22 protein-coding genes, 1 other RNA gene and 1 pseudogene are annotated in these 20,754 nt (G+C 52.3%); 14 read left to right on the top strand and 10 right to left on the bottom strand.

Annotated features, from left to right (window positions below; all coding sequences use genetic code 11):
* Positions 1-15: 15 nt before the first annotated feature.
* Both Q7C21_RS12815 and Q7C21_RS12810 read left to right on the top strand, forming a co-directional pair.
* Entirely contained in the window at positions 16-573 is a 558-nt protein-coding gene (locus tag Q7C21_RS12815; protein ID WP_375150763.1) for a hypothetical protein, read from the top strand.
* 381 nt (positions 574-954) lie between these two features.
* Positions 955-1,227: a hypothetical protein gene (locus tag Q7C21_RS12810; protein WP_140915747.1), complete on the top strand. Its 273-nt coding sequence runs from the start codon at positions 955-957 to the stop codon at positions 1,225-1,227.
* A gap of 18 nt (positions 1,228-1,245) precedes the next feature.
* Here Q7C21_RS12810 and Q7C21_RS12805 read toward each other — a convergent pair whose 3' ends face one another.
* The 4 genes and pseudogenes from Q7C21_RS12805 to smpB all read right to left on the bottom strand — a co-directional run bounded on the left by Q7C21_RS12805 (position 1,246) and on the right by smpB (position 3,487).
* Positions 1,246-1,572 (bottom strand): hypothetical protein, encoded by a 327-nt coding sequence (locus Q7C21_RS12805; protein ID WP_187512834.1) that lies wholly within the window; start codon positions 1,570-1,572, stop codon positions 1,246-1,248.
* A 168-nt stretch (positions 1,573-1,740) separates the two neighbouring features.
* Positions 1,741-2,424, bottom strand: a pseudogene (locus tag Q7C21_RS12800) (integrase arm-type DNA-binding domain-containing protein); the annotation flags it as partial.
* Between the two features lie 175 nt (positions 2,425-2,599).
* Positions 2,600-2,961, bottom strand: a transfer-messenger RNA (tmRNA) gene (gene ssrA, locus Q7C21_RS12795).
* Between the two features lie 43 nt (positions 2,962-3,004).
* A complete protein-coding gene (gene smpB / locus Q7C21_RS12790) occupies positions 3,005-3,487 on the bottom strand; it encodes an SsrA-binding protein SmpB (protein ID WP_003848573.1) in 483 nt (160 codons plus the stop codon).
* A gap of 158 nt (positions 3,488-3,645) precedes the next feature.
* Between smpB and Q7C21_RS12785 the strand changes: the two genes are divergently transcribed.
* Both Q7C21_RS12785 and Q7C21_RS12780 read left to right on the top strand, forming a co-directional pair.
* A complete protein-coding gene (locus Q7C21_RS12785; RefSeq protein WP_033761455.1) occupies positions 3,646-4,080 on the top strand; it encodes a type II toxin-antitoxin system RatA family toxin in 435 nt (144 codons plus the stop codon).
* Positions 4,073-4,366: an RnfH family protein gene (locus tag Q7C21_RS12780; RefSeq protein ID WP_003848574.1), complete on the top strand. Its 294-nt coding sequence runs from the start codon at positions 4,073-4,075 to the stop codon at positions 4,364-4,366. Before Q7C21_RS12785 ends, Q7C21_RS12780 begins: the two co-directional genes overlap by 8 nt.
* 96 nt (positions 4,367-4,462) lie before the next feature.
* On the opposite strand, the gene bamE is transcribed toward Q7C21_RS12780, so the two are convergent.
* From bamE to nadK, 3 genes are all read right to left on the bottom strand, one after another.
* Positions 4,463-4,810 (bottom strand): outer membrane protein assembly factor BamE, encoded by a 348-nt coding sequence (bamE, locus tag Q7C21_RS12775; protein WP_003848578.1) that lies wholly within the window; start codon positions 4,808-4,810, stop codon positions 4,463-4,465.
* 186 nt (positions 4,811-4,996) lie between these two features.
* Entirely contained in the window at positions 4,997-6,658 is a 1,662-nt protein-coding gene (gene recN, locus Q7C21_RS12770) for a DNA repair protein RecN (RefSeq protein WP_003848580.1), read from the bottom strand.
* Positions 6,659-6,742: 84 nt separating this feature from the next.
* Complete coding sequence (gene nadK / locus Q7C21_RS12765) at positions 6,743-7,621, bottom strand: NAD(+) kinase (RefSeq protein WP_003848582.1); 879 nt, start codon at positions 7,619-7,621, stop codon at positions 6,743-6,745.
* A 122-nt stretch (positions 7,622-7,743) separates the two neighbouring features.
* Here nadK and grpE point away from each other — a divergent pair, with 122 nt between their 5' ends.
* Complete coding sequence (gene grpE, locus Q7C21_RS12760; protein WP_003848585.1) at positions 7,744-8,325, top strand: nucleotide exchange factor GrpE; 582 nt, start codon at positions 7,744-7,746, stop codon at positions 8,323-8,325.
* A 59-nt stretch (positions 8,326-8,384) separates the two neighbouring features.
* On the opposite strand, the gene ung is transcribed toward grpE, so the two are convergent.
* A complete protein-coding gene (gene ung / locus Q7C21_RS12755) occupies positions 8,385-9,065 on the bottom strand; it encodes a uracil-DNA glycosylase (RefSeq protein WP_105098901.1) in 681 nt (226 codons plus the stop codon).
* Positions 9,066-9,307: 242 nt separating this feature from the next.
* Between ung and grcA the strand changes: the two genes are divergently transcribed.
* A complete protein-coding gene (gene grcA, locus Q7C21_RS12750; RefSeq protein ID WP_008926720.1) occupies positions 9,308-9,691 on the top strand; it encodes an autonomous glycyl radical cofactor GrcA in 384 nt (127 codons plus the stop codon).
* Positions 9,692-9,908: 217 nt separating this feature from the next.
* On the opposite strand, the gene srmB is transcribed toward grcA, so the two are convergent.
* A complete protein-coding gene (gene srmB, locus Q7C21_RS12745; RefSeq protein ID WP_003848590.1) occupies positions 9,909-11,237 on the bottom strand; it encodes an ATP-dependent RNA helicase SrmB in 1,329 nt (442 codons plus the stop codon).
* 164 nt (positions 11,238-11,401) lie between these two features.
* Between srmB and Q7C21_RS12740 the strand changes: the two genes are divergently transcribed.
* On the top strand, positions 11,402-12,151 hold the full coding sequence (locus tag Q7C21_RS12740; RefSeq protein WP_192377785.1) for a tRNA1(Val) (adenine(37)-N6)-methyltransferase: 750 nt from the start codon (positions 11,402-11,404) through the stop codon (positions 12,149-12,151).
* Here Q7C21_RS12740 and nadB read toward each other — a convergent pair.
* Entirely contained in the window at positions 12,136-13,755 is a 1,620-nt protein-coding gene (gene nadB, locus Q7C21_RS12735) for an L-aspartate oxidase (protein ID WP_033743477.1), read from the bottom strand. The two genes, Q7C21_RS12740 and nadB, sit on opposite strands and share 16 nt — an antisense overlap.
* 412 nt (positions 13,756-14,167) lie before the next feature.
* Between nadB and rpoE the strand changes: the two genes are divergently transcribed.
* The 7 genes from rpoE to rnc all read left to right on the top strand — a co-directional run bounded on the left by rpoE (position 14,168) and on the right by rnc (position 20,658).
* Positions 14,168-14,743, top strand: coding sequence for an RNA polymerase sigma factor RpoE (gene rpoE, locus Q7C21_RS12730; RefSeq protein WP_003848595.1), 576 nt, complete (start codon positions 14,168-14,170; stop codon positions 14,741-14,743).
* Between the two features lie 30 nt (positions 14,744-14,773).
* Positions 14,774-15,427 carry an anti-sigma-E factor RseA gene (rseA, locus tag Q7C21_RS12725; protein ID WP_375150762.1) on the top strand — a complete coding sequence of 218 codons (654 nt, stop codon included), beginning with the start codon at positions 14,774-14,776 and terminating at the stop codon, positions 15,425-15,427.
* Entirely contained in the window at positions 15,427-16,383 is a 957-nt protein-coding gene (rseB, locus tag Q7C21_RS12720) for a sigma-E factor regulatory protein RseB (RefSeq protein WP_003848599.1), read from the top strand. The genes rseA and rseB overlap by 1 nt, the downstream gene beginning before the upstream one ends.
* A complete protein-coding gene (gene rseC / locus Q7C21_RS12715; RefSeq protein ID WP_008926717.1) occupies positions 16,380-16,844 on the top strand; it encodes a SoxR-reducing system protein RseC in 465 nt (154 codons plus the stop codon). The genes rseB and rseC overlap by 4 nt, the downstream gene beginning before the upstream one ends.
* Positions 16,845-17,062: 218 nt before the next feature.
* On the top strand, positions 17,063-18,862 hold the full coding sequence (lepA, locus tag Q7C21_RS12710) for a translation elongation factor 4 (protein ID WP_003848603.1): 1,800 nt from the start codon (positions 17,063-17,065) through the stop codon (positions 18,860-18,862).
* Between the two features lie 9 nt (positions 18,863-18,871).
* The gene (lepB, locus tag Q7C21_RS12705; RefSeq protein WP_182629673.1) at positions 18,872-19,846 is read left to right on the top strand and encodes a signal peptidase I; all 975 of its coding nucleotides are present in this window, start codon (positions 18,872-18,874) and stop codon (positions 19,844-19,846) included.
* 131 nt (positions 19,847-19,977) lie between these two features.
* Positions 19,978-20,658: a ribonuclease III gene (gene rnc / locus Q7C21_RS12700; protein ID WP_003848606.1), complete on the top strand. Its 681-nt coding sequence runs from the start codon at positions 19,978-19,980 to the stop codon at positions 20,656-20,658.
* Positions 20,659-20,754: the final 96 nt, after the last annotated feature.

Genomic DNA, 20,754 nt, shown 5'->3' with positions numbered 1-20,754 from the left:
AACTGAGGATAGAGAATGGAAGTTATCCCTGGCGATATACAGTCAAGGCTACAGCTAGCCATTTCTAAAGCGGCAGTGCTCTTACCCTCTGACGTAGGTCAACAGCTTCTTGCTATGGTCACCCCATCAGCATTAGCAACTATGGCGGGGGTCATCGTGGTTTGGGCTGGTGCGCACTTTTTTGGGATTGGTGAAATCGCTGATTTAGTGCTTCTCATTGTAGGCTGGGGAGCAGTAGGGGGCGTAGCGCTTGAAGCGGCTAAGAAGTTGTTTGATTTTGCCACGAAGACTAACGCAGCTCGTAGCGAAGGAGATCTTGACGTTGCTGCTAAGGATTTAGCAGACGCGATCACTCTGATAGGCGTTAATACTGTCCTAGCACTTCTTTTGAAGAAGAAGCCTGGTGATACATTTAAGACTCCTTTCAGGGGAGTAAAAATGCCCAGATACAGCAGCGATATTGGAAGGAAAATGAACCTCCCTCGCAATGGAGGCTGGCGTTATACTCCTAAGATAAAAATCACAAAGCATAGTGACGTCGTTCAGGGACGCACAAAACCCTGGGGGACGTAGAAGTAGGACGCAACTACTATCCTGGCGCAATGTCGAAAGATGACGCATATTTGCAGATGCTTTCAACTCTTTATCATGAACAGGTACACATGGCAATTGCGCCTAAGTTCTATTTATTTAGAGAACTTAGGGTTTTCATGAGACAAAGCGCATATAATAAATCATATATATTACGATACCTGGAAGAGTCACTTGCTGAAACTATTGGCTTATTAAGAGCCAGAGGATGAGTAGGGAATATATCATTGAAGGCTTCAAGTTCCCTCTTGGAAATACTTACGAAATTACCTATACATTATTGCGGCATGAAACCGCAGGTATTCTTTTGGGTCCAGTAGTGGTTGGAGGGTTGATGTATAATGTTTGGTATGGAGTTCAGCAATGATATCGCAAAATAAAGCTGTTGAAATTGCCAAAGAATATGCAAGGGAAACAGGTCATGGTTGGGACGAACGTTTTCATGAGGCTGTGAGAGCGTCTTTTGATGGCAAATCTGTTTGGGTTATTTCAACCTCAGATTTAAAATTTTCTGAAGATCTTCCATGGATGATGGAAAGTATGCCTAATCCAGTTAAATATTATATAGATGTCTCTAGTGGTGAATGTATTGCAGTAGGGGGAAAAGGCAGTGCGATTCTTCGATTAAATAAATGAAAATGTTCATTATCGACTTTATAAAATATGAGAGTGTTTTCGCAAAAATTTAAATGCTTTGTATGCGGGCTTCAACGGGATAAAAATATACAGAATTGTGAAGCCTGCTAACAGTGTTATCGAATAAGATACAAGGTTTTCTTGTGTACCGCTGCGAATGGTATAAATGAGTCCTGCGAGAAGGATAGCTATTAATATCATTGCAGCTATGAATCTTTTCTTTAACTGTGAAAGGAGCCAGGGATAAGGATAACCGTTTTTATCAGCATGCTGGCGTATCACAGAGACTTCTTTTTGTGTAAACCCCTCTTTTAAAAGCATTTCTTCGATTTTCTTTTTATTCATAATGAATGTTATTTATTTGTCTTACGATAGTCAGATTGTAACTCATTACCCAAGCTCTATACAAACCGGACCGGTATTGGTAAGGCTTCTGGTTTTTTAATTTTTAGCAATAGTTCTTTAATGCTAACATTTCCGCATTAAATATGTGCTTTTAAAATTACATGTAGCCAAAAAGCCTGGTAATTCTGAAGGAGGTAATGCTGGCATATTTTTCTTTTTAGATTTTTGAAGGCGCTCTGCAAAGATATCAACGGGATTGAACTCAATCAGTTCCTTGGTAGCTATTCAACGAAAAATTTCATTTAGCCGGGAGATAATGCGCCTCAGGGTTTCAAGACCCCCCGCGCTGTTCGATTGGATCAAGCTGATGCTTCAAGAGTTTGGGCCGAATCTCTTTAATCGGAACATTGTTCAATCCAGGGAAGACGTTACGTTCAAGGCTACGCCAGATATCAGCTACATGATCTTCTAAAATCACTGACGTTCTTTTCTTCTCTTCCAGCCACTTTCTTGCCACCACCTACAAGGTGTGTTCAGTGGACGCTTTTAATGCATTCGCTTTGTCGGTCTTATGCGTTTGCAGATCAATCTGCTGGGCGAGTAGGGCAAGGTACTGATCTCTGAGAGAGCTATCTTGCGCGAATATAAGGTAAGGGTAAGTACCCAAACTCATTTTCGTTCGTTTCTTAGTCACAGGAGTCGCATACCTGAAGTACCAGTTTTCATGCCACCTTTCATGATCGGCGATATGCGCAAAAACAAGCTGTCATCATCAAAGAGGTTCACTTCCTTCTCGGCAGGCTTAGTGTTTTTGATTTGATTATTATTGAGTTTAGTGACGATTTTCGGCATGTTCGGCCCCTCAGATTTTGGACCCATGGGGCTGGGGCGAAAACAGGGTGTCATTTGGCGTGGATTCTAGCCACTCTCAGTGGACTGCTATGGACACAAAAAAACCCGCAAAGCTTTCACCTTGCGGGCTTTCAGGACTTCGATGATGGTTCTGGTAACCATCATCCAAGAATTTTGGTGGAGCTGGCGGGAGTTGAACCCGCGTCCGAAATTACTACACCGTCGGCACTACATGCTTAGTCAGTTTTTACATTCGCCGGTTAGCTGCGAACAGACACGCCACTAACAGACTATCCTGATTGGATTTAACGCTTCAACCCCAGGCAAGGCATCCACGCGATCTCTTTTGGGTTTGACTTCTCTTGATCCCCGTCTTAAGAGCGGAAGCTAGGGAGAGAAGGCTAAAAGCAGGTTATTAAGCTGCTAAAGCGTAGTTTTCGTCGTTTGCGACTATTTTTTTGCGGCTTTTTACGAGGCAAACCGCCCCTCGGCATGCTCCTAAGGCTTCACAATCCCGTCGAGTCCAGAATCAGCCCCAGAACTTCAAATACTAGCAACAAAACAAATCAAAATCCAGTGCTTAACGCTTTGAATTCTTCATGATACGTGCTTTATCCAGTTTCCATTCACGGTCTTTGATATCGTCGCGCTTGTCGTGCTCTTTCTTACCGCGTGCAACACCAATCTTCAGTTTGCACCAGGCGTTTTTCCAGTACAGCGACAGCGCCACGATGGTGTAGCCTTCGCGGTTAACGCGGCCATACAGTGAATCAAGTTCACGTTGCTTCAGCAGCAGTTTACGGCTGCGCGTCGGGTCACAGACCACATGGCTGGAGGCAACGGCTAAGGGTTGAAAGGTTGAACCGAACAGAAAGGCTTCGCCATCGCGCAGCAGAATATAGCTGTCGCTGATGTTGGCTTTACCGGCACGAAGTGACTTAACTTCCCATCCTTGTAACGACAATCCCGCTTCATACTCCTCTTCAATGAAGTACTCGTGGCGGGCGCGTTTGTTCATGGCAACAGTGGCAGAACCGGGTTTGTGTGCTTTTTTCTTTGTCATAGTGCGGCGTATTTTACATCACTTAGTCGGTTATCGCATCCCCAGTCCAGCGGGGCGGCAGGAAACGGGATATTCTAGCACACCCTCACTCGGGGACATTTTTGTTTAATCGCTGAAAATGCTATTATTCAGCGGTTTTGTGATGAACAGGAACCATTATGGCTCAGATTAGTCGTTCGGCGCTGGTCCCGTTTAGTGCCGGGCAGATGTACCAACTTGTAAATGATGTGGATGCCTATCCGCAATTCCTGCCGGGTTGCACCGGAAGCCGCGTGCTGGATGCGTCTGAGAATCAGATGACGGCGTCCGTGGATGTGTCGAAAGCGGGCATCAGCAAAACGTTTACCACCCGCAATACCCTGACGGATAACCAGAGCATCCATATGCAACTGGTTGACGGGCCGTTCCGCAAGCTGACTGGCGGCTGGACGTTCGTCTCGCTGGGCGATGACGCTTGCAAGGTTGAGTTAAGCCTGGAGTTCGAGTTCACTAACATGCTGGTAGAGATGGCCTTTGGGCGGATCTTCAAAGAGCTGGCCAACAGCATGGTGCAGGCTTTCACACAGCGCGCCAAAGAGGTTTACCGTGCCTGATATCTCTGTCGAGGTGGTCTATGCCTTGCCTGAAAAGCAGTATCAGCTCTATGTGAAAGTGGAGCAGGGCAGCACGGTTGAACAGGCCATCCTCAAATCAGGACTGCTTGAACTGCGTCGGGAGATTGACCTCGCCAGTAACAAGGTCGGCATCTATAGTCGTCCGGTGAAGCTGGATGATGTGGTGAATGAGGGCGATCGTATCGAAGTCTACCGTCCGCTGATTGCCGATCCTAAAGAGTTACGCCGGCAGCGCGCAGAACGAGCGGCAGAAAGCAAAAAATAAGCCCTTATCCCATCAGATACAGCGGATACCCGGCATAAAAAAAGGCGCTCAGTGCGCCTTTTTGCTGTCTGTTGTTTCTGACAATCTTACGGGCAATCAGTCGTTGTTCTGTGACAGATTCTGCTTGTTGTCGATATTAGTCAGAACGCCGTTACCATCAAAGGTCAGCGTCAGCGTCTGCTGTTTTACGCCCTCATGACCTGGCTCCTGACGGAAAACGTAATACCAGACGTTGCTGCCAAACGGATCTTTCATCATCGGCGTACCGAGCGTGTAAGCCACCTGCTGCTGTGTCATACCGGTATGAATCTTGGCCACATCGTTGGCAACCAGATAGTTCCCCTGGTTGATATCAGGACGATAGACCACGCGCTCTAAGGTGGAACATCCGGCGGTCATCATCAACATTACTACTGCCGCGGCAGTCAGCGTTTTACAGCGCATCTATACATTCCTTTTCCGGGGCCAAACGCCTTTTAAAGGCGGCTTTCTTGCCATCAAAATCTGAACTCTGCCTGCGGCAGGCTTTATTACTCTGGCGACATAAGTGCCGATGATAATAAACCTTTTCGCTGTTGGAAACCTCTACAGAGCAAGCATATGACCACGGAGGGTTAAAAAAGTGCGCTGCTATGCGGCTAAAAGTTCTTTTGCGTTGGCCAGGGTATTGCGTGTGACCTCGCTGCCGCCCAGCAGTCGCGCCAGTTCCTGCAGACGCGCCCGCTTGTCCAGTGGCTGCATATGGGTTTCAGTCATTGCGCCATCGGTCTCTTTGCTGACGTAGAAGTGCTGATGACCACAACCGGCCACCTGCGGCAGGTGAGTCACACACATCACCTGGGTCGATTCACCCAACTGACGCAGCAGTTTACCGACCACGGCAGCGGTCGGGCCGCTGATGCCGACATCCACTTCATCGAAAATCATCGCCGGTGTTTCCATTTTCTTCGCGGTAATCACCTGAATTGCCAGCGCGATACGCGACAGTTCACCACCCGAAGCCACTTTGCCCAGAGGCTGCAGTGGCTGGCCTGGGTTAGTGGTGACCTGGAAATCGACGCGGCTCGCGCCGTCTGCCGTGAGCTGATCCGGATTAAAGGTCAGCGCAATTTTAAACTGGCCGTGCGGCATGGAGAGCAGATGCATACTCTGGGTGATCAGCTGCTGCAGTTCGTCAGCAAAGTGGCTGCGCTGCTGATGCAGTTGCTCTGCGCTTTTCAGCGCGGCCTGATAATGTTCACCCACCAGTGACTGCAGGCTCTCCTGATCGCTTTCATGCTGTGAGAGCAGCTCCGCTTCTGCCAGCAATTGCTGATGCAGTTCGGGCAGACCTTCCGGCGTGACGTGATGCTTACGGGCCAGCGCGATCTGACGTGAGATACGCTTTTCCAGCTCATACAGGCGGTTGGGATCCATATCCAGACTGTCACAGTAGTGACGCAGCTCATCGCTGGCTTCGGTCAGCTGAATGGCGGCTTCTTCCAGCAGGTTGTGCACGCCGTTCAGCTTCTCATCCAGCGAAGTCAGTTCAGAAATCATCTCACGCGCCGTGTAGAGAAGGCTATTGAGATTCGTGTCATCGCTGTCTGCTAACAACTGCAGTGCCTGCTGGCTGGTCGACAGCAGTTGTCCGCTGTTAGCCAGGCGCTTGTACTCTTCATCGATCTGCTCATATTCACCCGGCTGCGGTGCGAAGTCGTTCAGCTCTTTCAACTGATACTGCAACAGCTCGCGACGTGATTCGCGTTCCTGCGCCTGCTGCTGATGCAGCGCCAGGGTGCGGCAGCTCTGATTCCAGGTCTGATAGCTGGCGCGCATTTGCTGCAGCAGATCGTCGTGACCGGCATAGGCATCCAGCAGATGTTTCTGATGATCAGGTTTTAGCAGAAGCTGATGGGCATGCTGACCATGGATCTGAATCAGCAACTGGCCGAGGTCGCGCAGCTGAGAGAGCGGCACGGCTGTGCCATTGATAAAGCCACGGGAGCGCCCGTCAGCGCTTATCACCCGGCGCAGCAGGCACTCGTTGCCCTCATCCAGATGATTATCGACCAGCCAGCGCTGGGCAGAAGGGGAGGACTTAAGCTGGAAGCGGGCACAGAGGTCAGCCCGGCTGGCACCCTGACGCACCATGTCGGCATCAGCACGACCGCCCAGACACAATCCCAGCGCATCAATGGCGATAGACTTGCCGGCACCGGTCTCACCCGTGATAGCTGTCATGCCGCGTTGGAAATCAATGTCGAGCTCACGAACGATAGCGAAATTACTGATGGTCAGTTGGGCCAGCATAGGTTCACCTGTATGAATAAACACATATGGTTTTTCATACAGTATAAACTGGTTTTTTATCCAGTAAAGAGGCGAGGCCGGTTTTCAGAACAATTTTTTTGACCAGCCCAGTTTCGAACTCAGCGTATTGAAATAGCTGTAGTTTTTAGGATGGATCAAATCAAGATGACCGGCACTGCGGCGAATCAGTACATCCTCGCCCTCCTGGATGGGCAACGCAATCTGGCTGTCACAGCTGATCTCCAGGTCACTGCGACGTGAAGAAAAGCGTAAACGGATGGTACTGCTGCTGTTGATCACCAGTGGCCGTGCGGAAAGCGTATGCGGGAACATCGGCACCAGCACAATCGCTTCCAGCGACGGCGTCAGAATGGGGCCGCCCGCCGAGAGTGAGTAGGCTGTAGAGCCGGTGGGCGTGGAGATAATCAGCCCGTCTGAGCGTTGGGAAAAGGCGAACACTTCATCGATGTAAACTTCAAATTCGATCATGTGTGCCACCTTGCCAGGGTGCAGCACCACTTCATTGATGGCAGAGCCGATACGTGGCGAGCAGTCCGATTTGCACACCTGCGCTTCCAGCAGAAAGCGGCTCTCGACGAAGTAGTTGCCCTGCAGCACCTCATCCAGCTGTTGCTGTGCGTTATCCGGATCGAGGTCAGTGAGAAAACCGAGATTACCGCGGTTAATGCCGATCACTTTGATGTCATAACGCGCCAGCACCCGCGCTGCGCCCAGCATATTGCCGTCACCACCCACCACGACCGCTAAATCAGCCTGCTGACCAATCTCCGCCAGCGTGCCTGTCTGTACGTCGTGAAGCGACAGCTCCTGGGCAATCTGCTTCTCAACGATCACCTGATAACCTTTGGCCGTCAGCCAGCGCCAGAGCATCTCATGCGTGGTTAACGCAGTGGGATGGCGCGGATGACCCACAATCCCAATGCAGTTAAAGTGTTTGTTCATCTGGTCGGTGTTCCTTATAAGCCAAAACGGCAAGGCAATGTGATAGGTTCCCTTGAATCCGTCATACCAATCCCCATAATAAGCCAACCAGCGAAATGAATGTGCAAAACGCGGAGAAATTCATGAGTAGTAAAGAACAGAACACCCCAAACGAGCAAGTCTCAGACGAAATTCAGCAGGATCAGCAGCAACCTCAGGAAGCGGAGACAGCAGCAGAGGTGGATCCGCGTGATGAGCGTATTGCTCAGCTCGAAGCTGAATTAGCGCAGTCGCAAACCGGTGTGCGCGATGCCCAGCTGCGTGCGCAGGCTGAAGTTGAGAACATTCGTCGTCGTGCCGAAATGGACGTTGAGAAGGCGCATAAATTTGCGCTGGAGAAGTTTGCCAACGAACTGCTGCCAGTCATCGACAGCCTGGAACGTGCGCTGGAAGTGGCAAACAAAGAAGACCCGCAGCTGGCATCCATGATCGAAGGGATTGAGCTGACCCTGAAAGGCCTGCTGGGTGCCGTGCGTAAATTCGGTGTTGAAGTGGTAGGCGAAACGGGCGTGCCATTTAACCCGGAAGTGCATCAGGCAATGTCGATGATGGAGTCTGAAGAGTTTGAGCCTAATCATGTCATGCTGGTGATGCAGCGTGGCTATACGCTGAACGGTCGCCTGCTGCGTCCGGCGATGGTGGCGGTTTCTAAAGCTAAAAGCTGATTCAACGCCTGAATCCTGTCACACGGCCGCGCACTGACGCGGCCGTGTGCTTTCTGGCGTTAATCCGGTAAGACCGGCGTCCAGTCCACCGGTTTTTTACCGGCTGCGCTCAGCAGTTCATTGGTGGTCGAAAAGTGTTTGCTGCCGAAAAAGCCACGATGCGCGGAAAGCGGCGAGGGATGCGGTGCCTGCAACACATGATGGCGCTTGCGATCAATAATGCTGCCTTTCTTCTGGGCATGCGAACCCCACAGTAAAAAAATCACCCCTTCACAGTGCTGGTTAATCGCCGCAATCACATTATCCGTAAAGGTCTCCCAGCCGAATCGTGCATGAGAATGGGCTTTACCCGCTTCAACCGTTAACACCGTGTTGAGTAACATCACGCCCTGTTTAGCCCAGCTCTCAAGAAAGCCGTGGTTGGGCTTTTCAAAGCCGGGAATATCCTGTACCAGCTCTTTATAGATATTCTGCAGTGAGGGCGGCACCTGAACGCCGGGCAGCACCGAAAAAGCCAGTCCATGCGCCTGATTCGGCCCGTGATAGGGATCCTGACCCAGGATCACAACGTTGACGTCGCCCAGTTCTGTCAGGCGAAAGGCGTTAAACACATCTTTCTGCGGCGGATAGACGGTTACACCCTCGGCGCGCCGATCGGCGACCTGCTTCAGCGTCTCAATAAAATAGGGTTTCTCTTTCTCTTCAGCCAGCACGTCGTGCCAGGTCAGCTTTTCAGCCATGTTCAACTCCCTTAACGTTAGTGCCGTAAGCTTAGCTGTTCCTGCTGTCGACCTGAAGGCAAAAATAATTTGAATAATACAAATTATTTTTTAATGGCAGCGGGTTTGAGATCAACGGGTTAGCGTTAAAGCCGCCTGAATGCCTGATTCGTATTGATACAGGTCAAAGAGGCCTGGAATAAAGAGTGCTATACCGGGGCCTCAAATTTGATGTATTCACGTTTTATTCGGGAGACGCAATGATGATCACGGGTATCCAGATCACGCAATCAAACAACTCACAGTTACTGAACTCATTCTGGCTGCTGGACGAAGAGAAAGCCCAGGCGCGTTGCCTGTGTGCAAAAGCGGGCTATGAAGAAGACCAGGTTGTCGCGCTCAGCGAACTGGGCGAATTTGCCTGGCGTGAAGTGCCGGTTGAAATTAAACCTCAGGTGCGGGTTGAAGGTGGGCAGCATCTGAACGTCAACGTTCTGCGTCGTGAAACACTGGAAGATGCGGTTAAACATCCTGAGAACTATCCGCAGCTGACCATTCGTGTTTCCGGCTATGCCGTGCGTTTTAACTCACTGACACCAGAGCAGCAGCGCGACGTCATCACCCGTACCTTTACTGAAAGTCTTTAAGCAGTCTGATTAATCAGGTGATGAAAATAAGCGCAAAGCGCACACAGCAATCTTTAGCTTAATAATTAACGAGATAAGAAGTTTACTGCCCGGCATTGTTATGCTCGCGCCTTAAAGAAAACGCTCTGGCATGAAAAACAGTGTGAAAGGGCTGTTACTGATTATCAGATAAAAAAAATCGCCTCAATTGAGGCGTTTTTTTTATGACGGCGATGATTTATTCCGCATTCTCGTTAGCTGGCGTACTGCCGCTAGCCTTGCGGCGTTTGCCGACATTTTTGGCATCACGATGACGGTTTTTCACCCGCGGTTTTTCAGTTTCGCTGGCTTTCTTCTCTGCACGTTTGGCCAGTACCTTTTTCGACGGTTTTCCCGTGGTTTTGGCACTTGGCGCACGCGTTTCAGGGCGCAGCTCGTCAATCACACGCGCTTTGATAGGCTCGTTCACATAGCGGGTGATTTTGCCCAGCAGGACGAAATCGTGCGCTTCAACCAGTGAGATGGCGATGCCTTTACGGCCCGCACGACCGGTACGCCCAATGCGGTGCAGGTAAGTATCTGCGGTGCGCGGCATGTCATAGTTAAAGACGTGACTGACATCCTCAACATCAATGCCACGTGCCGCGATATCGGTAGCAACCAGCACGTTAACGCGTCCTTCGCTCAGGCGCTTAATCGCTTCGTTACGTTTCGCCTGCACCATTTCGCCTTCAAGATAGCTGCTGCGAATCCCCGCTTCGTGCAGCCAGCTCACCAGCTCATGCAGACGCTCACGCTTACGCACGAACACGATGCAGCGCGTCACATCCGGCTGTTTCAGCAGGTGAATCAGTAATTTTGTCTTGTGCTGCAGATCATCAGCGCGGTAGTACCACTGCTGAATTTTTTTGCGCTCACGACGGCTCGGGTCCGCTTCCAGCTCTACCGGATCGTTCAGCAGACGCTCGGCGAAGTCGCGAATGTTGTCGCCTTCCAGCGTGGCGGAAAAGAGCATGGTCTGCTTACGCCAGCGCGTTTCAGCCGCGATGGTTTCGATATCCTGGGCAAAGCCCATATCAAGCATGCGGTCCGCTTCATCCAGTACCAGGGTTTCTACGGCGCGACAGTCAAAGTTCTCTTCTTTGATGTACTGCAGCAGTCGGCCGGTGGTGGCGACGACAATATCCTGGTTTTCGCTGAACACTTCGGCATGGTTCATGTAAGCCACGCCGCCCGTGATCGTGGCGATATCCAGATGGGTATGTTTCGCCAGTTCACGCGCATGATCGGCAACCTGCATCGCCAGTTCGCGTGTTGGGGTCACAATCAGGATGCGGGGTGGTCCGGATTTCTTGCGCGGAAAATCAAGCAGGTGCTGCAACGCCGGTAACAGATACGCGGCGGTTTTCCCGGTCCCTGTAGGTGCCGAACCCAGAACGTCACGACCCTCCAGTGCGGGCGGAATTGCAGCAGCCTGGATCACTGTTGGGCGCGTAAAGCCTTTTTCCTGCAACGCTTGTAGCAGGCTTTCGTCGAGTTCGAGTTCGGAAAATGTGGTTACTGTCATGGTCTACCTCAGTTTGGGGCGCTGATTATAGACAGATCAGACTGAATCTTCATCTGTTAATCCGTTTCGGCTGCGCCTGGGGGTGTCTGTCGCGTGAATTCCCTCTGTCGTCACGTTACACTCATGCGCTGCCGTACGGCAGGAAAAAACGATGGTAGTGACGAATGATGCAGGATAAGCCGCGTGAACGGCCACAGTTAAACAAGAACGGTTTTACCTTTAAACAATTTTTTGTCGCACACGATCGCTGTGCGATGAAAGTGGGCACCGATGCCATTCTGCTCGGGGCCTGGGCGCCCGTTGCCGGTGTCAGGCGCATTCTGGATATTGGCAGCGGCAGCGGGCTTATCGCGCTGATGCTGGCACAGCGCACGCCGTCGCCGGTTGAAATCGATGCGGTTGAGTTAGAACCGGAAGCCGCAGGGCAGGCGCAGGAGAATGTGCAGCAGTCGCCGTGGCCCGAACGTATTCGGGTGCATCAGCAGGATATCGCCGGCTGGGCTGAGCAGTGTGATAAACGTTACTCGCTTATCGTCAGCAATCCCCCGTATTTCGCGCCGGGCGTGGCCTGCTCTACCGCGGCGCGGGACAGCGCACGCTCAACGGCTTCGCTCGACCATCAGACGCTCTTACGCAGTGCCGCGTTACTGATTGAAGAGGAGGGGATGTTCTGTGTCGTGCTGCCCTCGGCTTCCGGCCAGGCGTTTATCGATCTGGCTAGGGCGGATGGCTGGCATCTGCGTTTCCGGCTGGACGTGGCGGAATATGCCCATCGTCCACCACATCGCGTTGTGCTGGCTTTTTCACCGCAGGCCGGTGAAACGTTACTGGAGCGTCTGGCCATCCGCGCGCCGGACACCCGCTATTCCGATGAGTGGTGCAGCCTGACGCGGGAGTTTTACCTCTTCATGTAGCCCGGTGGTGTCAGAATGGTCGGCAGCGCCTCTGGCAGTAAATCCGGGTAGTCGCGGATAAAGTGCAGGCCACGGCTCTCTTTCCGCTCCAGCGCGCAGCGTACCATCAGGTCAGCGACCTGCACCAGGTTGCGCAGCTCCAGCAGATTATTGGAGAGGCGGAAATGGCGATAATATTCATCGATCTCCTGCTGAAGCAGGTTAATGCGGCGCAACGCCCGTTCCAGACGCCGGGTCGTGCGGACAATACCGACATAATCCCACATAAATAGCCTCAGCTCGTGCCAGTTATGCTGGATTACCACGCGCTCATCAGCGTCATCGACCTGGCTTTCATCCCATGCAGGCAATGCAGTAACGGCTTCAATGGCGGGCAGCGTTTTGATCAGCGCTTCTGCCGCGGACCAGCCATAAACCAGACACTCCAGCAGTGAATTCGAAGCCATGCGATTAGCGCCGTGCAGGCCGGTGTAACTCACCTCACCGATGGCATAGAGCCCATTGACGTCAGTCTGACCATGCTGATCGACCATGACACCGCCACAGGTGTAATGTGCGGCAGGCACAATCGGGATGGGCTCTTTGGTCAGGTCAAAGCCAAACGTCAGCAACTTCTCATAGATCATCGGGAAGTGCGCGCGAACAAATTCTTCAGGCTGGTGGCTGATATCCAGATACATACAGTCGACACCCAGCCGCTTCATTTCATGATCGATGGCCCGTGCGACGATATCGCGCGGAGCCAGTTCGGCACGCTCATCAAAATCGGGCATGAAACGACTGCCATCGGGACGCAGCAGCCAGGCACCTTCACCGCGTAATGCTTCGGTTAACAGGAAATTCTGCGCCTGCGGATGAAACAGGCAGGTTGGGTGGAACTGGTTAAATTCCAGATTGGCGACACGACAGCCCGCGCGCCACGCCATGGCGATGCCATCACCGGAGGCGATATCGGGGTTGGTGGTGTATTGATAGACTTTGGCGGCACCGCCAGTGGCGACTACAACGGCTCGTGCCCGACAGGTTTCGACCCGCTCGCGATTGCGGTTCCAGATCCACGCACCGACCACCCGGCGTGTGCCCGGCAGGCCGATTTTATCTGAGAGAATCAGGTCGACCGCATTGGTACGTTCGAGAATCCGGATGTTGGGGTGGCTGAGCGCCTGACTCACCAGCGTGGTTTCAACCGCGTGACCGGTGGCGTCAGCGCTGTGCAGGATGCGACGATGACTGTGGCCGCCTTCGCGCGTCAGGTGATAGCGCATATCGCCCGCTGCCTGCGGGTCGAGATCAAACGCGACGCCGTTGTCGATCAGCCACTGTACGCAATGCCGCGCATTACTGGCAATAAACGAGACCGCATCACGGTCGCATAAACCTGCGCCAGCAATCAGCGTATCTTCGATGTGCGACTCAATGCTATCCGTCTCATCAAACACCGCAGCAATACCGCCCTGGGCATAGAGCGTTGAACCCTCATTCACCTGCGCTTTACTGAGTACGGTCACCTGACAATGCTTCGCCAGCCGTAACGCCAGCGACAGACCGGCGGCACCGCTGCCAACAATTAATACATCGCACTCATAATCCGGGGTCACATTCATCATAATGTTTAATTTACTAAACAAGAATACGTCTGAGCATAAGCGCAATAGGGGTTTCTGTGAAGTATTTTAAACATCAGCTCACGCTATTCGGCAGTGAATTTCTCAAAGTTACCTATAATCAGTAAGTTAAAATCGGGCTGCTAACGAGGTGGTTTTTTATAGCAAACTTATTAAACCTAAAGGATTTAATGATGAAAAAGCTCTTGTCATAGGTTACTCTGCCTGCGATTTACGCGCCTGACACTGAACGAAAACGAACAACCTGTGTAATGGCTATTGGCGTGTTAAATATCAGGGCGAGAAGTGAACTTCGCACCACATCACAACTCTAAGCGCATGCTTGCTCAGAACATGAGATGTGCTGGCAGTTACTTTTGCATATGAAAAATTTGGGGAGACATTACCTCGGATGAGCGAGCAGTTAACGGATCAGGTCCTTGTCGAGCGGGTACAGAAGGGAGATCAAAAATCGTTCAACTTACTGGTAATTCGTTACCAGCATAAAGTGGCGAGTCTGGTTTCACGCTATGTTCCCTCGGGCGACGTCCCTGATGTAGTACAGGAATCGTTTATTAAAGCGTATCGCGCACTGGACTCATTCCGGGGCGATAGCGCGTTTTATACCTGGCTGTACCGCATTGCGGTTAACACAGCGAAAAATTACCTGGTTGCTCAGGGGCGACGTCCGCCATCCAGCGATGTGGATGCGATTGACGCAGAAAATTTCGAAAGTGCGGGTGCATTAAAAGAAATTTCGAACCCTGAGAACTTAATGTTGTCTGACGAATTGAAACAAATTGTCTTTCGTACCATCGAGGCGCTACCTGAGGACTTGCGTATGGCAATCACCCTCAGGGAACTGGACGGTCTGAGTTATGAAGAGATCGCCGTCATTATGGATTGCCCGGTAGGCACTGTTCGATCACGTATCTTTCGTGCGCGAGAGGCCATTGATAACAAAGTTCAACCGCTTATCCAACGTTAGTGATAACGGCTACTGGAAGGGTACATAGGCATGCAGAAAGAAAAACTTTCCGCTTTAATGGATGGTGAGACCTTAGATAACGAGCTGTTTTCCGCCTTGTCTAAGGACGCAGAATTACAGAAAAGCTGGGCGAGCTATCATCTCATCCGCGATACAATGCGTGGTGATACAGGCGATGTCCTGCATTTCGATATCTCTGCGCGCGTCGCTGCTGCCATCGAAAAAGAACCTAAACGTTCGGTCACTACGCTGATCCCTGAAGCTCAGCCAGAGCCTTCCCGCTGGGAAAAAATGCCGTTCTGGATAAAAGCGCGTCCATGGGCTGCGCAACTGACTCAGGTGGGTGTGGCTGCCTGCGTTTCGCTGGCAGTGATCGTGGGTGTTCAGCACTACAATCAGCCGGCAGGCAGTGCCACGCAAACCTCTGACTCTCCGGTATTCAATACCATGCCGATGATGGGGAAAGCGTCGCCGGTGAGCCTGGGTGTGCCGTCAGATGCGTTTGATACAAACAGCTCAAACCAGCAGGTTCAGGACCAGCGGCGTCGCGTAAATGCGATGCTGCAGGACTATGAACTGCAACGTCGTCTGCATGCTGACCAGCTGCAGATTGAAACCAATGCGCCAAAACAGGCGCAGGTTGATGTTCCCGGAAACCAATCATTAGGACAGCAGCAGCAGTAATGAAGCCGCTTTGGTATGCTGTTAGCCTGCTGACAGGCAGTCTGTTATGGTCATCTGCCGCCCCGGCGCAAACTACCGCGTCCGGGGCGTTATTGCAGCAGATGGAGCAGGCAAGTCAGAACCTCAACTACGAATTCGCCTATATCAACGTCTCGCGCATCGGCATTGAATCGCTGCGTTATCGTCACGCTGTGATCGATAACCGGATATTCGCGCAGTTGTTACAGATGGACGGGCCTCGCCGGGAAGTTATCCAGCGTGGCAACGATATCAGCTACTTCGAACCCGGCCTCGATCCCTTTTCGCTTCCCGGTAATCATATTATCGATGCCTTGCCCTCGGTAATTTTTGCTGACTTCACCAAACTTGCCTCAGCCTACGATTTTATTACCGTAGGGCGCTCCCGCATTGCCGATCAAATGTGTGATGTGCTGCGTATCGTTTCCCGTGATGGCACCCGTTACAGCTATGTGGTCTGGCTGGATGTGGACACCAAACTGCCGTTGCGAATCGACCTGCTTGATCGTGATGGCGAAACGCTGGAGCAGTTCCGCGTGATCAGCTTTGCGGTGGATGAAGGGGTGCGTAATCTGATGCAGGGACTCGAGAAAGCGAATCTGCCTCCGTCGCTATCCGTGCCGAAAGGGGATGCGGTTACGCTTACCTGGCAACCTGGCTGGATACCTGCCGGCATGTCCCTGGTGTCGCAGAATCGCCGTACACTGCCGGGGCTGAACAAAAATATGGAGTCGAAGCTCTACAGCGATGGGCTGTTTAGTTTCGCCATCAACGTGACGCCAGCCGATAAAACCAGTCTGACGCAGACATTGCGCACTGGACGTCGTACGGTCCAGACCGTTGTGCGCAATAATAACGAAATTGCAGTGATTGGCGAATTGCCGCCCTCCACCGCAAAACGTATTGCGGACAGCATTGACCTGGGGTCACAAAAATGATGAGAGAATGGGCCACCGTAGTGGCATGGCAGGATGGCATCGCCACACTGCATACCGAAGCAAAAACGTCCTGCAACAGTTGCCAGGCGCGTAAAGGCTGTGGCAGTCATATGCTGAATAAACTCGGTCCAAAAAACGCCCATGTGATGCAAATCGCCAGCAGTAAGCCGCTGCAACCTGGACAACGCATCGAGCTCGGCATCAAAGAGAGCAGCCTGCTTGGTTCAGCACTGCTGGTCTATATGACGCCGCTGTCTGGTCTTTTCCTGGTGGCCGGGCTGTTTCAGGCGCTGTTTAACAGCGATCTGGCAGCGGCCTGCGGTGCGCTGCTGGGCGGCATCGGCGGTTTTATTGTTGCTAAAGGTGTTTCAATGAAATTTGGCGACCGTGAAGCTTTTCAGCCGGTCATCCTGAGCATTGCCTTGCCTCCTGATGCGCTGCGTGTTGAAAGCGAAGCGTAACGTACGTCCAGGCCGCGCATCTCGCGGCCTTTGTCCATTCTGCTTTGCGCAGATATCTGTTTCGCTTCCACCACGTTCCATTCTTTTATGCGCGGCGTTAACAGTGTAATATGCGTCGTCATTAATGAGGCTGACAGGATTGTGGGTAAAGAGCGATCTTCCTGAATGTGTCTGTGCTCAGGTTTTCAACTGAATTTTAAGCGAAGATATCCCAATAAATGAAGCACATAAGAAATTTCTCCATCATCGCTCATATCGACCATGGTAAATCTACGCTCTCTGACCGTCTGATTCAGATCTGTGGCGGACTCACCGCTCGTGAAATGGCTGCGCAGGTTCTCGACTCTATGGATCTGGAGCGTGAGCGTGGGATCACCATCAAAGCCCAGAGCGTGACACTCGATTACCACGCGAAGGACGGCCAAACTTACCAGCTCAATTTCATCGATACCCCAGGCCACGTAGACTTCTCTTATGAAGTTTCCCGCTCACTGGCCGCCTGTGAAGGCGCGCTGCTGGTGGTGGATGCCGGTCAGGGTGTTGAAGCGCAGACACTGGCGAACTGCTATACCGCGATGGAGATGGATCTGGAAGTGGTGCCGGTTCTGAACAAGATTGACCTGCCAGCTGCCGATCCCGATCGTGCCGCGCAGGAAATTGAAGATATCGTCGGCATCGATGCAACGGATGCCGTGCGCTGCTCAGCCAAGACCGGCGTCGGCGTACCCGAAGTGCTGGAGCGCTTAGTGCGTGATATTCCGCCGCCGGAAGGCGATCCGGAAGGTCCGCTGCAGGCACTGATTATCGACTCCTGGTTTGATAACTATCTGGGCGTTGTTTCTCTGGTGCGTGTGAAAAATGGCACCATGCGTAAAGGCGACAAGATTAAAGTCCTGAGCACCGGCCAGGTTTATAACGCTGACCGTCTGGGTATTTTCACTCCGAAGCGTGTGGATCGTAATGAACTGAACTGCGGTGAAGTCGGCTGGCTGGTCTGCGCTATCAAAGATATCCTTGGCGCGCCGGTAGGCGATACCCTGACTACCGCGCGTAACCCGGCAGACAAAGCGCTGCCAGGCTTCAAAAAAGTGAAGCCGCAGGTTTATGCCGGTCTGTTCCCAATCAGCTCTGACGACTATGAAGCGTTCCGTGATGCGCTCGGCAAGCTGAGCCTGAACGATGCCTCGCTGTTCTATGAGCCAGAAAGCTCAACCGCCCTGGGCTTTGGTTTCCGCTGCGGCTTCCTTGGCCTGCTGCACATGGAGATCATTCAGGAGCGCCTGGAGCGCGAATACGATCTCGATCTGATCACCACCGCGCCGACGGTGGTGTATGAAGTCGTGACTACCAGTGGCGAGATCGTTCATGTTGACAGCCCATCTAAGCTGCCTGCGCTGAACAATATCGAAGAGCTGCGTGAACCGATTGCGGAATGTCACATGCTGCTGCCACAGGAGTATCTGGGCAACGTCATCACGCTGTGTATTGAGAAGCGTGGCGTGCAGACCAACATGGTTTACCACGGCAATCAGGTGGCACTGACGTACGAAATTCCGATGGCAGAGGTGGTACTCGACTTCTTTGACCGTCTGAAATCAACCTCGCGCGGTTATGCCTCGCTGGATTACAACTTTAAACGTTTCCAGCCTTCAGACATGGTGCGCGTTGACGTACTGATTAACTCTGAACGTGTGGATGCGCTGGCGCTGATCACTCACCGCGACAACGCACCTTATCGCGGACGCGATCTGGTTGAGAAAATGAAAGATCTCATCCCGCGTCAGCAGTTTGATATTGCGATTCAGGCTGCCATCGGCAACCACATTATCGCGCGTTCAACGGTTAAACAGCTGCGTAAAAACGTACTCGCCAAGTGTTATGGCGGTGACGTGAGCCGTAAGAAGAAACTGCTGCAGAAACAGAAAGACGGTAAGAAGCGTATGAAGCAGGTTGGTAACGTTGAGCTGCCACAGGAAGCGTTCCTCGCCATTCTGCATGTCGGTAAGGACAGCAAATAAGGATTTCCAATGGCTAATATGTTCGCCCTGATTCTGGCGATAGCGACGCTGATTACTGGCATCGTATGGGTAATAGATCGTTTTAAATGGGCACCTGCGCGTCGCGCTAAACAGGCTGAGGTTCAGGCCCAGACCGGCAACGCGCTCGATAGCAAAACGCTGGCGAAGGTTGCTGCCAAGCCAGGCTGGGTTGAGACCACCGCGTCTGTGTTCCCGGTGCTGGCGGTGGTGTTCATCGTGCGTTCGTTTATCTACGAACCGTTCCAGATTCCCTCTGGCTCGATGATGCCAACGCTGCTGATTGGTGACTTTATCCTGGTGGAGAAATTCGCTTACGGTATCAAAGATCCGATTACCCAGACGACGCTGATCCCAACCGGTCAGCCGAAGCGCGGCGATATCGCGGTATTTAAATACCCGAAAGATCCGAGCCTGGATTATATTAAGCGCGTTATCGGCCTGCCGGGCGACAAAGTCATCTATGATCCTTACAGCAAAACCCTGACGGTAAAACCGACCTGCAACGACGATAAAGCCTGTGACACAGCGCTGGCGGTAACGTACACCGATATTGAGCCAAGCAACTTTATTCAGACCTTTAGCGGTTTTGATGGCAACGAAACCGGCAACGGTTTTTATCAGGTGCCGCAGGGCGATACTATGCGCGGAGGTCTGCGCCTGGCCACCCGCAAAGAGACGATTGGTAACGTGACGCATGACATTCTGCTGGTAAACGAAGCGCAGAGTCAGGCAGGCATGTATTATCAGCAGCCGGGTCAGCCGCAGTCGAGCTGGGTCGTGCCGAAAGGACAATACTTCATGATGGGCGACAACCGTGATAACAGCGCCGACAGCCGTTACTGGGGCTTTGTCCCGGAGCGTAATCTGGTCGGTAAAGCGGTCGCTATCTGGATGAGCTTTGAGAAACAAGAAGGCCAGTGGCCTACCGGCGTGCGATTCAGTCGCATCGGCGGTATCCACTAACAACATTGTCTGATTAACAGGCAATTCGGGTGGCCTCCTCAGGGAGGCCACTGCACACCAAACGGAACGTGTTGGATTGCCAGCCCCGTTTGGTATGCAGAGTCACAGACGCAACAAAGAACTGGAATCGCATGAACCCCATCCTGATTAACAAGCTTCAGCGCAAACTGGGCTACACTTTTACTCATTCGGAACTGTTACAGCAGGCCCTGACTCACCGCAGCGCCAGCAGTAAGCATAACGAACGCCTGGAATTTCTTGGCGATTCAATTCTTAGCTATGTGATCGCTAATGCCCTTTATCACCGCTTCCCGCGGGTTGATGAAGGTGACATGAGCCGCATGCGCGCCACACTGGTGCGTGGCAACACGCTGGCTGAAATGGCCCGCGAATTTGATCTTGGCGAGTGCCTGCGTCTGGGACCGGGTGAGCTGAAAAGCGGCGGCTTCCGTCGTGAATCTATTCTTGCCGATACGGTCGAGGCGCTGATTGGCGGCATTTTCCTCGACAGCGGTATTGAGCGGGTAGAACAGCTGATCCTTGACTGGTATCAGAGCCGTCTGGACGAAATCAGTCCTGGCGACAAACAAAAAGATCCGAAAACGCGTCTGCAGGAGTATCTGCAGGGACGTCATCTGCCACTGCCAAGTTATCTGGTCGTGCAGGTGCGTGGCGAAGCCCATGATCAGGAATTCACCATTCACTGTCAGGTGAGTGGCATGGCCGAGCCGGTCGTCGGCGTCGGCTCCAGCCGTCGTAAAGCTGAGCAGGCAGCAGCTGAACAGGCGCTGATAAAATTAGGTCTCGAATAGGTCTGTCGGGGTGACCGTGCCGGAGCGGCACATGACCGTGCCGGAGCGGCACACAGTGAATCACCCTTTGGCAGTTCTGTCCCGGCGTCAGAAGAC

The organism is Pantoea sp. ANP04, from assembly GCF_041982285.1.
Lineage (GTDB): Bacteria > Pseudomonadota > Gammaproteobacteria > Enterobacterales > Enterobacteriaceae > Pantoea > Pantoea eucalypti.
This window is presented reverse-complemented; position numbering and strand designations above follow the sequence as displayed.